12 protein-coding genes and 1 pseudogene are annotated in these 16,035 nt (G+C 65.1%); 3 read left to right on the top strand and 10 right to left on the bottom strand.

Annotation, left to right across the window (positions count from 1 at the left end):
* Positions 1–100: 100 nt before the first annotated feature.
* The 8 genes and pseudogenes from ACX80Q_RS01585 to ACX80Q_RS01550 form a co-directional block, all read right to left on the bottom strand.
* A pseudogene (locus tag ACX80Q_RS01585) lies at positions 101–1,581 on the bottom strand (NAD-dependent succinate-semialdehyde dehydrogenase).
* 82 nt (positions 1,582–1,663) lie between these two features.
* Positions 1,664–2,473 carry an HpcH/HpaI aldolase family protein gene (locus ACX80Q_RS01580; RefSeq protein WP_459328763.1) on the bottom strand — a complete coding sequence of 270 codons (810 nt, stop codon included), beginning with the start codon at positions 2,471–2,473 and terminating at the stop codon, positions 1,664–1,666.
* A complete protein-coding gene (gene hpaH, locus ACX80Q_RS01575) occupies positions 2,458–3,243 on the bottom strand; it encodes a 2-oxo-hept-4-ene-1,7-dioate hydratase (RefSeq protein WP_459328762.1) in 786 nt (261 codons plus the stop codon). The genes ACX80Q_RS01580 and hpaH overlap by 16 nt, the downstream gene beginning before the upstream one ends.
* A gap of 174 nt (positions 3,244–3,417) precedes the next feature.
* Positions 3,418–4,491, bottom strand: coding sequence for a 3,4-dihydroxyphenylacetate 2,3-dioxygenase (hpaD, locus tag ACX80Q_RS01570; RefSeq protein WP_459328761.1), 1,074 nt, complete (start codon positions 4,489–4,491; stop codon positions 3,418–3,420).
* 27 nt (positions 4,492–4,518) lie between these two features.
* A complete protein-coding gene (gene hpaE / locus ACX80Q_RS01565) occupies positions 4,519–6,024 on the bottom strand; it encodes a 5-carboxymethyl-2-hydroxymuconate semialdehyde dehydrogenase (RefSeq protein WP_459328760.1) in 1,506 nt (501 codons plus the stop codon).
* 34 nt (positions 6,025–6,058) lie between these two features.
* A complete protein-coding gene (locus ACX80Q_RS01560) occupies positions 6,059–6,763 on the bottom strand; it encodes a GntR family transcriptional regulator (RefSeq protein WP_459328759.1) in 705 nt (234 codons plus the stop codon).
* Entirely contained in the window at positions 6,760–8,232 is a 1,473-nt protein-coding gene (locus tag ACX80Q_RS01555) for a fumarylacetoacetate hydrolase family protein (RefSeq protein ID WP_459328758.1), read from the bottom strand. The genes ACX80Q_RS01560 and ACX80Q_RS01555 overlap by 4 nt, the downstream gene beginning before the upstream one ends.
* 202 nt (positions 8,233–8,434) lie before the next feature.
* The gene (locus ACX80Q_RS01550; RefSeq protein ID WP_459328757.1) at positions 8,435–9,163 is read right to left on the bottom strand and encodes an IclR family transcriptional regulator; all 729 of its coding nucleotides are present in this window, start codon (positions 9,161–9,163) and stop codon (positions 8,435–8,437) included.
* A 201-nt stretch (positions 9,164–9,364) separates the two neighbouring features.
* Here ACX80Q_RS01550 and ACX80Q_RS01545 point away from each other — a divergent pair, with 201 nt between their 5' ends.
* From ACX80Q_RS01545 to ACX80Q_RS01535, 3 genes are all read left to right on the top strand, one after another.
* Positions 9,365–9,835: an Lrp/AsnC family transcriptional regulator gene (locus ACX80Q_RS01545; protein WP_459328756.1), complete on the top strand. Its 471-nt coding sequence runs from the start codon at positions 9,365–9,367 to the stop codon at positions 9,833–9,835.
* 179 nt (positions 9,836–10,014) lie between these two features.
* Positions 10,015–11,100 (top strand): histidinol-phosphate transaminase, encoded by a 1,086-nt coding sequence (gene hisC, locus ACX80Q_RS01540; protein WP_459328755.1) that lies wholly within the window; start codon positions 10,015–10,017, stop codon positions 11,098–11,100.
* Positions 11,101–11,123: 23 nt separating this feature from the next.
* Positions 11,124–12,776 carry a thiamine pyrophosphate-binding protein gene (locus ACX80Q_RS01535; RefSeq protein WP_459328754.1) on the top strand — a complete coding sequence of 551 codons (1,653 nt, stop codon included), beginning with the start codon at positions 11,124–11,126 and terminating at the stop codon, positions 12,774–12,776.
* 112 nt (positions 12,777–12,888) lie between these two features.
* On the opposite strand, the gene ACX80Q_RS01530 is transcribed toward ACX80Q_RS01535, so the two are convergent.
* Both ACX80Q_RS01530 and ACX80Q_RS01525 read right to left on the bottom strand, forming a co-directional pair.
* Positions 12,889–14,397, bottom strand: a complete 1,509-nt coding sequence (locus tag ACX80Q_RS01530) for an APC family permease (protein ID WP_459328753.1) — start codon at positions 14,395–14,397, stop codon at positions 12,889–12,891.
* A gap of 181 nt (positions 14,398–14,578) precedes the next feature.
* A complete protein-coding gene (locus tag ACX80Q_RS01525; RefSeq protein WP_459328752.1) occupies positions 14,579–15,988 on the bottom strand; it encodes an aldehyde dehydrogenase family protein in 1,410 nt (469 codons plus the stop codon).
* Between the last annotated feature and the right edge of the window lie 47 nt (positions 15,989–16,035).

Genomic DNA, 16,035 nt, shown 5'->3' with positions numbered 1-16,035 from the left:
GCAGAGCTGTCGTGCGGGGCAGTGCCGAATACAACAGTGCGGCCCCCGGCTATCAAGCCAGGGGCCGCGCAACACCACCTTTAAGGGGCGCCAGTTCTAGTTATGCGTACGGGTCCGCGATGCCGATGTACTGCGTGCTGGTGTATTCGGCTATGCCCTCGGAACCCCCCCCTCACAGCCTAGGCCCGAGTGCTTGACGCCGCCAAACGGTGCAGCGGCATTGGAGATGACGCCGGCGTTGAAGCCCACCATGCCAAATTCCAACTGCTCACTGACCCGCAGCAGGCGGGAGAAGTCCCGCGTGTACAGGTAGGCGGCCAGTCCGTACTCGGTGGAGTTGGCGACCCGGATGACGTGGTCCTCGTCGGAGAACGTGGTCACGGGGGCCACCGGGCCGAAGATCTCCTGCGAAAGGATTGCCGCGTCGTTGGGAACGTTGCCCAGGACCGTGGGCTGGTAGAACCAGCCGCCGCCCTCCACGACGTCGCCGCCGGTCAGGACCGTGGCACCTTCGGCAACAGCCGCAGTCACCAGGGCATGAATGCCGTTACGCGCCTTTTCTTCGATCATGGGTCCGACGTCGGTGCCGGCCTCCGTGCCTCGGCCCACCGTCAGGGCCCCGATGCGGGCGGCCAGCTTGGTGGTGAATTCTGTGGCCACGGATTCGTGGACCAGGAAGCGGTTGGCGGCCGTGCACGCCTCGCCCATGTTGCGCATCTTGGCTGCCATGGCTCCCTCTACGGCCTTGTCCATGTCCGCGTCCTCAAACACGATGAAGGGGGCGTTGCCACCCAGTTCCATGGAGGTGCGCAGCACATTCGCCGTGGCGTCGGCCATGAGTCGCTTGCCCACCTCCGTGGAACCGGTAAAGGAAATTTTGCGCAGCCGCGGATCCTTCAGCAGCGGCGCCGAGATGGCCGCGGCGCTGGAGCCGGAAACCACATTCAGCACGCCATCGGGCAGGCCGGCCTCGTGCATGACCTGCGCGAACAGCTGCGCAGTCAGCGGGGTGAGCTTCGCCGGCTTGAGCACCATGGTGCAGCCTGCGGCGACGGCGGGGCCGACCTTGCGAGTGGCCATGGCCAGCGGGAAATTCCACGGCGTGATCAGCAGGCACGGGCCCACAGGCTTGTGCTGGACCAGGATCTTGTTTTTACCCTCGGGGCTGGTGAGGTAGCGGCCGTAGTCACGCACAGCCTCCTCCGAATACCAGCGCAGGAACTCGGCGCCGTAGGCCACCTCCCCGCGGGCCTCGGCCAGTGGCTTGCCCATTTCCAGCGTCATGAGCAAGGCAAAATCTTCGGCCCGTTCGGTGACGAGCTCGAAGGCCTTGCGCAGAATCTCCCCGCGCACGCGCGGGGCGGTCCGGGCCCAGCCGGCCTGGGCTGCGGCGGCGGCATCGAGGGCGGCGAGGGCGTCCTCGCTGCCGCCGTCGGCGATGGAGGCCAGCAGCTTCCCAGTGGCGGGGTCGTGGACGTCCAGGGTCCGCCCGCCGGCGGCGTCACGCCACTGGCCGTTGATGAGCAGACCGGTGGGGACGGAGGCAAGTAACTCTGCTTCGCGCTCAATGGTGATTGTCATGGACGTGCTCCCTTAAAATGTGTGGTGGGTTCCGCCCGAGGGCCCCGCCGCGAGCGTGCGAGTGGCAGGGGGGGCGTGGGGATTAGTAACTGGCGGTGGGTCCGGCGTCGGGCGCAGGCACGAAACTGGCGGCGAGGGCTTCGCTGCCCCGTGCCAGTAGTGCTACGTCCGCGCCGACCAGGATGAAGTCCACACCAGCGGCCAGGTAGCGGCGAGCCGTGGCCTCGGCAAAGGCATTCACACCCACCGGTTTTCCGGCCGCCTTGGCAACCTTGATGCAGTGTTCGACGGCGGCCACCACATCAGGGTGTTCCTGCTGTCCCAGCACGCCCATGGAAGCGGCCAAGTCCGAGGGGCCGATAAAGACGGCGTCGATCCCGTCCACGGCGAGGATTTCCGCCACATTCTCCACGGCTTGTGCCGATTCAATCTGGACGATCACGGTGATGGTCTCCGAGGCGCGGGCCAGATAGTTCGGGATGCGATTCCACCGTGCGGAGCGGGCCAGGGCGGAGCCCACGCCCCTGACGCCGAGCGGGGGGTAGTGGGCGGCGGACACCGCGGAGGCGGCGTCGAAGGCCGTGTTCACCATGGGGACCAGCAGCGACTGCGCACCGAGATCCAAGTACTGCTTGATGAGCACGGTGTCGTTGGCTGGCGGGCGCACCACGGCGGTGACCGGGTAGCCGTTGACCGCCTGCAGCTGCGCGAAGATCCCCTCCAGCCCATTAGGGCTGTGTTCGGCGTCGATGAGCAGCCAGTCAAGCCCGGCGCCCGCGCAGATTTCCGCCACGAGCGGGCTGCCTGAGCAGACCCACATGCCAGCTAGTGGCCGACCGGATGCGGCCAAGTCGTCCTTGAACGAGGGTTCCGGTGTCAGACGAACTGGCATGTGATGGTTCCCAGCTTTCCGTAGTCGGCAAAAACGGTGTCGCCCTCATGGACCCACATGGGGCGGGTGAAGGATCCGGCGAGGATGAGTTCCCCGGCCTTGAGTACGTCCCCGTGCGCGGCGATCTTGTTGGCCAGCCAGGACACGCCCTGGGCCGGGTGGTTCAACACGCCGGCGGCCACCCCTGTCTCCTCGATGGTTTGGTTCTTGAACAGCAGGGCCGAGACCCAGCGCAGGTCCAGGGCGTCCGGCTTCACTGGCGTGCCGCCCACCACCATGGCACCCATGGCGGCGTTGTCGCTGATGGTGTCCACGATGGTCCGGCCTTCCATCTCGATGCGCGAATCGAGGATTTCCAGTGCGGGCACCACATACTCCGTGGCGCGCAGGACATCGAAGATGGTGGCGTCCGGGCCGCTGATGTCCTCCTTGAGCAGGAACGCCAGCTCCACCTCGATGCGCGGGTGTGAGTACTGCTTCCACTCCACCGTGGCGCCGTTTTCTAGGATCATGTCCTTGAAGATGATCCCGTAGTCCGGCTCGGTGATGCCCGTGGCATACTGCATGGCCTTGGACGTCAGGCCAATCTTGTGTCCGCCCAGCACCCGCCCGGCAGCCTCGCCGCGCTGGCGCCACAGGTTCTGTACACGGTAGGAATCCTCCACCGTCATCTCCGGGTACCGTGCCGTCAGCCGAGGCACCGGCACCCGACTCTTTCCAGCCGCCACGAGCTCGTCGGCAATGCGGGCAATCGTTTCGTCATCAAGCATGGTGTCTCCTCTAATTCGAAGGCTTAGATCCTAGTGCCGGCTCCCGGCGATGCAACCGACGGGAGCCGGTGGGGCATTTTGCCCGCGGGAGTGGCATCGGGCACCCGCGAAGCGGGCGGCGGGCAAATGCCCCATCGGCGAAGGCGGCTGCAGTACCCGCGAAGGCCTTTGGATTTAGAGCTGGTTGCCCATCTTGAAACCGCGTTCCTCGCCCGGTTCGCGGGTGTAGGAGAAGCCGTCGGCGCCGACGGTGACGGCCATTTCGGAGGATTCGGTGCGCTTGATGACGGGCTGGGGATTTCCGTCCAGGTCCAGGACCAGGGAGGCTTCGGTGTACCAGGACGGGACCACGGGGTTGCCCCACCAGTCACGTCGCTGGTTGTCGTGCACGTCCCAGGTGACGGTGGGGTTGTCCGGGTCGCCGGTGTAGTAATCCTGTGTGTAGATTTCCACGCGGTGGTTGTCCGGGTCCAGAATGTAAAGATAGAACGCGTTGGAGACGCCGTGGCGGCCGGGGCCGCGCTCGATCCGATCGGAGATGCGCAGGGCGCCCATCTTGTCGCAGATTTGGATGATGTTGTGCTTCTCGTGCGTGGCGAAGGCGATGTGGTGCATGCGCGGGCCGTCGCCGCCGGTCAGAGCGGTGTCATGAACTGTCTGCTTGCGGTGCATCCACGCCGCGTAGGTGACGCCGTCGGAGTCCTTGATGTCCTCGGAGACGCGGAAACCGAGGTCCTCAAGGTACTTGCGGCCGCGGGGTACGTCCGGGGTGACCTGGTTGAAGTGGTCCAGGCGGACCAGTTCTCCAGCGGAGTAGAGGTCGTAGCGCTGGGTGAGGCGCTCCACGTGGGTGGTCTCGTAGAAGAATTCGTAGGGGAAGCCCAGCGGGTCCTCCACCCGGACGGCATCGCCGATGCCCTTGACGAAGCCGTCCTTGCGGCGTTCGGTGCGGCAGCCCAGCTCCTTGTAATATGCTTCAGCGGCGTCCACCTCGGCAGGGGACTTCACCCGGAAGGCGGCAGCGGCAACGGCGGCCACCGGGCCCTGGCGCAACACCAGGTTGTGGTGGATGAACTCCTCCAGGGAGCGCAGATAAATGGTGTTCTCATCCTCTTCTGTCACGTGCAAGCCGAGCACACCAACATAGAATTCGCGGGACTTGGCCAGGTCGGTGACCACTAGTTCCATGTAAGCGCAGCGGACAATGTCCGGGGCCGGGATGCTGGGGGTGGGGATGAAGTCAGTCATGGGGAACTCCTCGTTGAGTGGGGGTGGTCAGGTGGCGCTTGAGGCGCCGAACTTGGGGGTGTGGACGGTGCCCAGGGTGATGTGCACGGCCTGTTGGTCCGTGTAAAAGTCGATCGAACGGAAGCCGCCCTCGTGGCCCAGACCGGAGGCTTTCACCCCGCCGAACGGTGTGCGCAGGTCACGGACGTTGTGGCTGTTCAGCCACACCATGCCGGCCTCGACATTCTGGGCGAAGTTGTGGGCGCGGGTGAGGTTTTGCGTCCAAATGTAGGCGGCCAGGCCATACTTGACGCCGTTCGCCAGGGCCAAGGCCTCCTCGTCGTTCTCAAAGGGCGTGATGGCGACAACGGGGCCGAAGATCTCCTCCTGGAAGATCCGCGCCTCCGGGGCGACGTCGGCGAAGACTGTGGGGGCAACATAGTTGCCTGTTTTCAGGCCCTCGGGGCGGCCCCCGCCGGCCAGTAGGCGGCCCTCGGTCTTGCCGATCTCCACGTAGCGCATGACCTTGTTGTAGTGCTCCGGGTGTACCAGCGCGCCCACCTCGGTTGCCGGATCGTGCGGGTCGCCCACCGCAATGTTCTTGGCCCGGGCGGCGTACTTTTCACAGAATTCGGCGTAGATGGAGCGCTCCACCAGGATGCGGGAGCCTGCCGTGCAGCGTTCACCGTTGAGGGAGAAGACGCCGAACAGGGCGGAGTCGATCGCGGCGTCGAGATCTGCATCGGCGAACACCACGCAGGGGCTCTTGCCGCCCAGTTCCATGGACAGGCCCTTGAGGCTGGTTGCGGCGTTGCGGAAGATGGTCTGGCCGGTGGTCGTTTCTCCGGTGAAGGAGATCAGCGGCACGTCCGGGTGCTTGACCAGCGCGTCCCCGGCGTCCTCGCCCAGGCCGTTGACCAGGTTGAAGACACCGTGCGGCAGACCGGCTTCCTCGAAGATCGTGGCCCACAAGGAGGCGGACAGGGGCGTGAACTCGGCCGGCTTGAGCACGACTGTGCACCCCGAGGCCAGCGCCGGGGCGAGCTTCCAGGACTCCAGCATGAACGGCGTGTTCCACGGGGTGATGAGACCGGCGACGCCGATCGGTTTCCGGTTCACATAGTTGATCTGGGCGCCGGGGACCTTCATGGCGTCATCAAACTGGGCCACGACCAAATCCGCGAAGAAGCGGAAGTTCTCCGCGGCCCGCAACGCCTGGCCGCGGGCCTGGGTGATCGGCAGGCCGGAGTCAAACGTTTCAAGTTCGGCAAGCCGCGCCTCCTGCGCCTCGACGGCGTCGGCGATCTTGTTCAGGACGCGGGCGCGCTCCCGCGGCTTCATGCGCGGCCATGGGCCGTTGGTGAAGGCCTCGGTGGCGGCGGCCACGGCCAGATCAACGTCCGCCTTTTGCCCGGCGGCCGCCGTGGCGTAGTTGCTGTTGGAGACGGGGTCCAGCACATCGAAGGTCTCGCCGCCGACGGAATCAACAAATTTACCGTCAATGTAGTGCTGGATGTGGGTGGGCAGGTTGTCCGGAAGGTAGTGCTCGGCCATGGAGATTGTCCTTTTCTTCGCGTGCTTCGGGGGTTTAGATGCTGGGGGCGAGGGGCGTGTGGGCCCGCTGTTCGGGGGTGCTGCGGGCCAGGTAGGCGTCCAACGTGGCCGTGCGGTGGGCGCGGGCGGCGCGCTCGACGTCGTCGGGCCCCGCCCCGCTTTCAATGAGGTGCAGGATCGACTCGTGCTCGGCAACGGATTCCCGCGCCCGGCCTGGCACATAGCTGAACGTGGAGGCACGCAGGGCCCGGAGCCGGTTCCAACCGCGGTGGACTAGCTCCAGAATGTGCGGGTTGGGGCAGTTTTCAAACAGCACACTGTGGAATTCCTGATTCAGCGCCGTGAAACGAACCGGGTCAAAATTCTCCAGGCATTCGCGCATCTGCTTGTTGATCTCGCGGGCACGGGCCACGTCGGAGGCTGTGATCAGCGGGCAGGACAGTGCCGAGGCGGCACCCTCGACGATCGCCAGGGTCTGCATGGTGTACAGGTATTCCGTGGGGTCGATCCCGGCCACGGTGGCCCCGACGTTGCGCTCAAACGTGATGAAGTGTTCGGCCTCGAGCCGCCGCAGGGCTTCGCGCACCGGCACCACGCTGAAGCCGAGATCATCAGCCAGCTTCGCCAGCACCAGCCTGTGACCGGGGGTGTACTCGCCGACCAGGATTTTCTCCTTGATGGCGGCGTAGGCACGCTCCGACTTACTGCCGGCTGCCGTGCCTTCCTCCGGGGCGGTCACGGCTGCGCCGCCGGGTTGGGATGCGTGGTGGCCCAATCGGCGAACTTCGCCTGCCACGCCGCGTTCATCGGGTACAGGCCCTCGACGCCGTGGCCCTCGGTGACCATCTGGGCGATGAAGGTTTCCTGGTGTTCCTGGGCGATCGCGGCGTCGGCCACTTCCTCAACCAACGACGGCGGGATCACCAGCACGCCGTCGGCGTCCCCGACAATGATGTCGCCGGGCTGGACGGTGGCCCCACCGCAGGAGATGGTCAAGTCCGTGTCCCAGGGAATGTGCTTGCGGCCCAAAACGGCAGGGTGTGCGCCGGTGAAAAAGGTGGGCATCGCCAGGGCAGCCACGGCGGCAACGTCGCGCACGCCGCCGTCGGTCACAATGGCCGCGGCGCCGTTGATCTGAGCCCGCAGGGCAAGGATGTCCCCGACCGTGCCGGTGCCGGGTTCGCCGCGAGCCTCCATGACCAGCACCTCGCCCTCGTTGAGGGTGTTGATGATGCGCTTCTGGGCGTTGTAACCGCCGCCGTGGGTCTTGAACAGGTCCTCCCGGTTGGGCACGTACCGCAAGGTGCGGGCCGTGCCGGCGATCCGCAGCTCCGGCCGGGTGGATTTGAGCCCGTCGATGCTGACGTTGTTCAGGCCACGCTGGCGTAGCTGGGCGCTGAGGGTGGCAGTGCCGACGCTGGTCAGCTTGCGTTTGAGCTCCGCACTGAGGCCCTTCGGGGGTAGTCCGGCGGCCTCGGCGGAGCCCCAGGCTTCCTCGCGGTCGGTGTCGGTGACCTTGGGCTTGTTGCCGAAGTCCGCCAGGGGTGTTTCGCCCTGGACGACGACTGTGCGCAGCCGCCCCGTGCTCAGCCCGGCGGCCGGGGCGTCGACTTCGACGTCGATGACGTCCCCGGGGACGGCAACCGAGGAGCCTGCAGGGGTTCCCGTCAGGATCACATCCCCTGGTTCCAGCGTCATGAGTTGGGACAGGTCGGCCACGATCTGGCTGAACGAGAAGATCATCCCTGCCGAGGAGTCGTCCTGGACGAGTTCGTCGTTGAGCCAGGTGCGCACGCGCAGGCCGGCCGGGTCAAGCCCGGCCGCGGGCAGGAGACCCGGGCCGAACGGGGTGAAGCCGTCACCGGACTTGGAGCGGAGGTTCGAGCCCTTGTCAGCATATTTGAGGTCGTACACGCCCAGATCGTTGCTCGCCGTGACCTGCCCAACATGGCCCCAGGCGTCCTCGACGCGCACGCGGCGGGCCGCCGTGCCAATGATGAGGGCGATCTCGCCCTCATAGGCGAGCAGCTCACAGCCGGCGGGGCGCTCAATCTGTGCGCCGCTGAGGCTCAGTGACGAGGACGCTTTCAGGAAGTACGACGGCGTGGCAGGGGTTCGTCCGCGCTGGTCGGCCCGCGACTGGTAGGCCAGGTGGACGGCGATAACCTTGCCGGTCTGCTTGACGGTGGCTGCGGTGACTTGTTCCACGGAATGCTCCTGGGGTGGGTGGGCGACTGCCCTAAAGATAAGATACGAAATCGTATACAATCACCGTAGCCGTGTTACCGCCGTCACGTCAACCATTGGGTGTGAAGTTTCTTGGGGGAGTGCGGAGCCGGGGTCGGCGCCCCCACAGGTGCCTTTCCGCCTCCGCTTCGGGAGGGTGGCTTGGGGGACGCGCCGGAGCGCGCTACTGCAACTGCGATTCGATGGTGTGAGCACTTTCGGCCAGCCGGGCGCCAATGGCCGCCGGATCCGCGCCGGGGCCCAGGAAGACCACGCAGATGGCCGCTGGCATGCGCCCGGGAATGTGGATGGGCGCGGCGATTGCGGAGACTCCCGGCAGCACTTCGTCGTGGCTGGTGGCGAATCCCGCAGCCCGGGCGGCCAGTGCTTCGTGCCGGTAGGGCAGGCCAGGTGCCAGCCGAGCCCAAGCGTCCTCGCTGATGGCAGATTGGATGGCAATGCCGGGAGCGCCGGAGCTGAAGGAATGGCGCGTGCCCGGCCGCTGGGCCAGGGTTGCCCCTGAATGGCGGGGCTCCACCGTCAGGAGGGTGACAGAATCGCGGTGGTCCCAAACGGCAATGAACGCCGTCATGGCCAACTCGTTGGCAAGCGCCGTCAGTTCCGGGAAGGCGGCCGTCTGCAGGTCGCGTGAGACACCGCGGGCGAGGGCTGCTAGTCCCGGGCCGGCCTGGACACGGCCGGCGTCGTCCCTCGTTAGGAGCGAGTGGTCCTCCAGCGTGCGCAATATCCGGTACGCAATGGAGCGGTGCACGCCCAGTGCCTCGGAGAGTTCGGCGATAGTCATGGGGGCCGCGGCGTCCGCCAGGATTTCTAGGGCGCGGATGCCGCGGGACAGGGTTTGTGAATGGGCCGGCACTTTCGTGGGGCGGCTTTCTCCTGCGTCTGTGCTCACTTCATCATCCTCTTCAGTCGCCGTCGGCTGGTTTGCTCCCCGGCCCGGGAGCGTACAGCCCGGTGCGAATGTGCCCCACGGCCGGCGTGGCCCTGTGCTCCGCGAGGACAGTGAGTTCAAGTATAGAACTTTGCTGGCCTTCTCCCGGCTCGCCCCGGCCGGATTGACTGCAGGGTGCCACCCATCACAGATAATGGACTCATGAAAGTTGACGCCTTGGATGCCGCCATTGTTGAGTTCTTCACGGAAGACCCTGGAATTGGCGTACTGGAATGCTCGCGGCGACTCAAAATTGCCCGCGCCACAGTGCAGAGCCGGCTTGACCGGCTGCATGACGGCGGGGTCATCAGCGGGATCATTCCACAAATCAACCCCGCAGCCTTCGGCTACCCCGTCATTACCTTTTGCTCCATTGAAATTGCCCAGGGAATAGGCCACGGCGTTGTCTTCGAGGCCATCTCCACGATTCCCGAAATCCTGGAGATGCACACGGTCTCCGGAGCCAGCGACATCTTGGTGAAGATTGTGGCCAAGTCCACCACGGACCTCCAGCGGGTGCTTGACGCCCTGTCCCAGGCGCCGGGCGTGGCCCGCACCTCCAGCGTGATTGTTTTGGAAACGCACCTGCAAAACCGGCACCTTCCCTTGTTGAGGGCCGCCGCCGGATCTTGATCGTCCCACCCTTCCTGCCGACGACTAGACAAATTGTCTAGTCGTTGGCCGGTTTTGCCCGTCATTCTGTACATGTTGGTGGGTTGGTTTGCTGACGGTTGCACACTCGTGGCTGGTCTCCCTACATTGTGTTTGGAATCTTGTTCGCGGCTACCTGGCCGAAAAAGTTGGAGGACCACATGAGCATCCCGCAGCGCGCCGGGCTTGAGAGAATCCCGGCCTACCAACAAGGCAAGGCGCCGGAGGACAGTGACGGGTTGGTCCCTTACAAGCTTTCCTCCAACGAAAACCCATACCCGCCACTGCCTTCGGTGCTGGCGGCCGTGGCAGCTGCCGCCACGGACATCAACAGCTATCCGGACATGGCAGCATCGGAACTTGCTCAGGCAGTGGCCGCACAGTGGGGCGTCAGGGAAGAGAACATCTGCTTTGGGGCGGGATCCGTGGAAGTTGCTTCCCAGCTGATCCACGCGGTGGCCAATCCCGGGGACCAGATCATGTTCGCTTGGCGCTCGTTTGAGGCCTATCCGATTTTGGCAACAGTGGCTGGCGCCGTGCCGCAGCCCATCCCCTTGAACGCCGACGGCGGCCACGATCTCCCCGCTATGGTTGCGGCCATGACGCCGAGCACCAAATTGGTCTTTGTCTGCAACCCCAACAATCCCAACGGGGCCATGTTGAGCGCCGATGCCGTGGACCAGTTCGTCCGGGCCGTGCCGAGCGACGTCGTGGTGGTCATTGACGAGGCCTACGTGCAGTTCAACAAGAATCCACTCACGGCGGTGGGGATTGATTTGTTTAGGAAATACCCCAACGTCGTGGTCCTGCACACCTTTTCGAAGGCGTACGGGCTGGCAGGGCTTCGCCTAGGCTATGCCATTGCCCCGATCGAGCTCGCCGGCAACCTGCGCAAAGTTGCTGTTCCCTTTACCGTCACCAACCTGGCCCAAAGTGCTGCCCTGGCATCCCTCAGGGCGCCTGCCGAACTGGCCGAACGCGTCGCGGGCATCGTCGCCGAGCGGGACCGGCTATCTGCGGGACTGGCAGCGGCCGGACTGCCCGTGCTGCCGTCCGAAGCAAACTTCGTGTGGCTCGAAAGCGGTGGGCACACGGCTGCCATGGCGGAGCTGTTTAGCGCCAATGCGATCTCGGTTCGCGTCTTCCCGGGCGAAGGAATGCGCATTTCCGTCGGGGAGCCCGAAGCCAACAACCGTGTCCTGGAAACCGCCGGTCACATTGCAGCCCTGCTTCTGCCAGCGTTGTGACCCACATACACAAAGGAAGTTCCATGACCACAGCACTGACCGTCTCCGACGTCGTTGCCGACAGCTGCGCCCGTCACACCGAGACAATCTTCGGCTTGATGGGCAACGGCAATGCGTTTTTCACGAGTAATGTCACCCGGCGTGGCCTGCGCTACATCAGTGCCCGCCACGAAGCAGGCACTGTTGCCATGGCGGACGCCTACCACCGGGCCTCCGGAAAAATTGCTGTGGCCACGGTGACCTATGGAGCAGGCTTTACGAACTGCCTCACATCGTTGGCAGAGGCAGCGAAGGCGCGGGTTCCCATGGTGGTGGTGGTCGGGGAGGTCCCCACCACCGGACCTCGCCCCTGGGACATCGATCAGGAAACCGTGGCACGGGGGCTCGGTGTGCAGACACTGACGGTGGCCCGGGACAGTGCCATGGCTGTGACGGAGCAGGCTTGGGCTTTGGCGGCCCGCGACATGCGCCCCGTGATTGTGGCGATTCCCTATGATCTCGCAGCAATCGACGCCGGACCCCAGAAACCGGTGATGCCCGTTGACGATGCCGCCCACCCCACAGCGGGCGAAGCCGCAACCCGGGACGTTCTCAAGGTGCTGGCCGGGGCCAAACGCCCCTTGATCATCGCAGGCCGGGGCGCACTTCTCGCCGGAGCTGGCCCGGCACTGAAGGATCTCGGCGACCGGCTGGGAGCGCTCTTCGCCACCTCGGTCATGGCCAGGAATATCTTCTCCTCAGCCTGGGACCTGGGGATTGCCGGTGGGTTCGCCACGATGGCGGCCGTGGAGATTATGCGGCGTGCGGACGTGGTTCTTGTGGTTGGTGCAAGCCTGAACACCTTCCAAACCCGGTATGGGACCTTGTTCGATGCCAGCGCAACAGTGATTCAGGTGGATCAAGCTGAGCTGGCCACCAGCGCCCGTGTTTCCCACTTTGTGCGCGCCGACGCCGGTGAGTTCGCGGCAGCCCTGCTGGCCGCCGCACCTCCACGCTCTGGCCGGGGCTGGCGGGATGATTATCCGGAAATCTCCGACGGGTCCATGTCGAAGCAACGTCCCGAGGAAGAATTCGCCGACGACGGCAGGCTGAACCCACGCGCGGTGGCTCAAAGGCTTGACTCGGTGCTTCCCGCCAACCGGACCATTGTCCAAGACGGCGGGCACTTCATTGGGTGGGCGCCCATGTACTGCCAGGTCCCGGATCCGCGCGCCCTGATGATGGTGGGCACCGCGTTTCAGACCATTGGCCTGGGCCTGCCGTCCGCTGTGGGTGCCGCTGCCGCCCGGCCCGACCGGCTCACCGTTCTGGTCTCTGGCGACGGCGGGGCGCTGATGGGCCTGGCCGACCTGGACACGGTGATTCGCACCGTCTCCAGCGGCGTCATGGTGGTGTTCAACGATGCTGCCTACGGGGCGGAGCTGCACCAATACGCTGTGCGCGGCCTCGATGACACGGCCATGCAAATTGACGAAGTTGACTTCGCCGCCCTGGGCAAGGCGTTGGGTGCGTCCGGCACCAAGATGCGTTCACTGGCGGACTTGGACCAGCTGCGCTCTTGGCTGGACGACGGCGCCAGGGGGCTTTTTGTTCTGGACGTGGCTGTCTCCCAAACGGTGGTGGCTGAGTACATGCAAGAAAGTATGGCCCCTGTTTTGGCTGCCTTGACCAACTGAGCTGGTGGCGTTGAGCAGCACTTTGGGCTGTCGTGGGAACCAAACTGACGGCGTCGGCTTGAGACGCCAAGGGCGCCCGGCGGGACCGAGCGCCCTTGGCAGCACTGTTGGCTCAGTTGACCTCGGAGGTGTCCGGTACCCCGCCATAGCCGATGCCACGGTAGATGTCCGGGCGGTCCTCCTTGAGCTTCAGGCCCCAGAACAGCCCGGCAATACCGGGCACCACAACCAGTGCCGGCAGGATCCACGAGAGTGCCGAGTTGCCGTCCGAGCCGATCAGGACATTGAAATTGGCCACGATCAGCACGAACACCGCACCGAGTGTCAGGGCAGACAGTGCCGGCGCGATCACCCGGGTCCACAGGGAGTACCCGCCCGTGTGCTTGCGGAAGTAGCCTATGACGGCCACCGAAATCAGGACCAGCAGCAGCACCAGGCCGAAGGCCGCGGTGTTCGTCAGCCACGTGAAGAACGTGAGTACAGGGTACAGCTCGCCGAGCTGGGACCCAATCCCGGCGACGGCAAACACCGCCAGCATGATCAGCGCCAGTGTGGACTGAGCCAGCGAGCCGGCCACCGGGGCGTGCCGGGCGTTGACGCGGGCAAAACTGCGCGGCAGTACGCTTTCGCGTCCCAGCGAGAACACATACCGGGCCACCGCATTATGGAACGCGATCAGGGCGGCCAGCAGGCTCGTAATGAACAAGACCTGGGCGATATCGGAGACAAACACGGCGCCGTGACTGGAGAGGAAGGCGAACAGCAAGTCGGGGCCATGCTTTTGCGATTCTCCAATGATCTGGCTGGGGCCTGTGCCGATGGTCATGGCCCAGGCGGAGAATGCGTAGAAGAGGGAAATGATGCCAACCGCAATGTACGTGGCCCGGGCGATGGACCGGGCGGGATCCTTCGCCTCTTCACTGTAGATGGCGGCCGATTCAAAGCCCATGAAGGCCGCCATGCTGAACGCCAGGGCTGCGCCGACGCCCGCCGTGAACAGGTTCGACGGCGCCAACCCGGCGCCGCTGACACCCTCCGGGCTCACAGCGAAGGCGATCACATCGAAAACGATGACGGCCACAAATTCCAGCCCCACGAGGACACCAATGATCTTGGCTGACAGGTCAACCTTGTTGACCCCCAGCCAGCCGACAATGACGAAGCCCACCAGCGCCGCCGCCCACCAGGGCACGCTGAGCCCAAGCTTTGCATTGACGAAGGACGCCGCGGCAAAGCCAAAGAGTCCATAGATTCCGATCTGCATCGCGTTGTAGGAGATCAGCGCCACCCAGGCGGCTCCCACCCCCGTGGCCCGGCCAAGGCCCTGGGCAATGTAGGCATAGAAAGCGCCGGCGTTGCGGATATGGGCGCTCATGGCTGCGTAGCCAACGGCGAACAGGGCCAGACAAACGCCGAGGACGATGAAGGACAGGGGTATTCCGACGTTCCCGGTGACGGCGAAGTTGCTGGGAATACCGCCCGCCACCACCGTCAACGGGGCGGATGCTGCGATGATCATGAAGACGAGGGCGGGCACACCGAGCGTGCGCTTGCTTAGTCCTTTGCCGGTCCCGTGGCCGGCGTTGGTGCCGGTGGACGGGAGGGTTTGTTCCTGTGACATTAAAACCTCCATTGGGAGAATAAAGATGTCTTGAGTGTGTCACCTATCACACCTAGTGGCTTGTTGTTCGCTGCAACGCCATTGACTAACAGTGCAGAACGTCTATCGGGCCAAAAGAGGACCGGGCCGCCGCCACACATGTGGCGACGCCCCCGGCCCCTCCTGCTCCAGTGGTGACCCCTTAGCCGTTGATGACTTGCGGGACGCCGAGGGCCTTGAGGCCTTCGACGCCGAATTCGAGGCCGTAGCCGGACTGCTTGGCGCCGCCAAAGGGGATGCGGGGGTCCACGCCGCCGTGGGAGTTGATCCAGACGGTGCCGGCTTGGATGCGCGCCGCGACACTGCGGGCCAGGTCTAGGTCGGAGGACCAGACGGAGGCGCCGAGCCCGACGTCGAGCCCGTTGGCCATCGCCACGGCCTCGTCAACGGTGCTGTAGCGGATGATGGGCAGGGCCGGGCCGAATTGTTCCTCAACAACCAACGGATTGTTGTTCTCGATGTCGGCCACGAGTGTGGTGGGGTAGAAGTAGCCCGGCTGTCCTGTTTGCGGGTTTCCGCCCAGTAGCACCCGTGCTCCCGAGTCTTTGGCGGCTTCCACAAGCTGGGCTACGATGTCGAACTGCGCCTTGTTCTGCAGGGGTCCGAGCATGTTGGTTTCGTCCAGGCCCACGCCCATGGGCTTGGTGGCCGCCACGGCCGTGAGTTCTTCGCAGACTGCGTCGTAGATGTCCTCATGGACATAAAGGCGCTTCAGGGCCGAGCAGGTCTGGCCGGTGTTGATGAACGCACCCCAGAACAGGTTCTCGGCGATGGCCTTCGGATCGGCGTCCGGGAGGACGATTCCGGCGTCGTTGCCACCAAGTTCAAGGGTCAGGCGCTTGACCGTGCCGGCTGAGGACTTGATGATCGCCTTGCCTGTTGCTGTGGACCCGGTGAACATGATCTTGCCGATCGCGGGGTGTTCGGCCAAGCGGGTACCGGCCTCCCTGCCGCCGCTGACAGCGGAAAGCAGGCCCTCGGGGAGTTCCTGGTTCAGCACGTGGACCAGCGCCAGCACGCTCAGCGGGGTGTACTCGGAGGGTTTGACGACCACGGCATTGCCCATGCGCAGGGCCGGGGCGATCTGCCAGATGGTGATCATCATGGGCCAATTCCACGGGCCGATCGCGCCGACCACGCCGATGGGCCGGTAGTGGATTTGGGCATGCGTTGTGCCATCGTCAACCACGGTCTCCGCGGCCAGCTCGGTGGTTGCGGTGGCCCGCAACCAGGCCGAACAGGCGCCCACCTCGAAGCGGGCGTTGGGGCCGTTGAGCGGCTTGCCCTGCTCGCGGGAGAGCAGGCGGGCAAGTTCTTCGGCGGAGCGGTCGACGGCGTCCGCTGCCTTGAGCAGGACCGCGCTACGCGCCTCATGGCCGAGAGCGGCCCACGCCGGCTGGGCGGCTGTGGCGGCGGCAACCGCACGCTCCAGGTCCTCAATACCGTGCACCGGCGCCTCGCCAACGGGTTCCCCTGTGGCGGGGTCCAATATGGTCCGGGTTTCGCCGGAGAAGGGCATGATTGCCGTGAGAAGGTCAGTGAACGTTTCCATGGAAGCTCCAGTTCGGGTCGGTCAGTGCCACGCCCGTCGGGCGTGGC

Source organism: Arthrobacter sp. HLT1-20 (assembly GCF_054510895.1).
The sequence above is the reverse complement of the archived record's forward strand: the minus strand, read 5'-3'. Positions and strand labels throughout refer to the sequence as shown.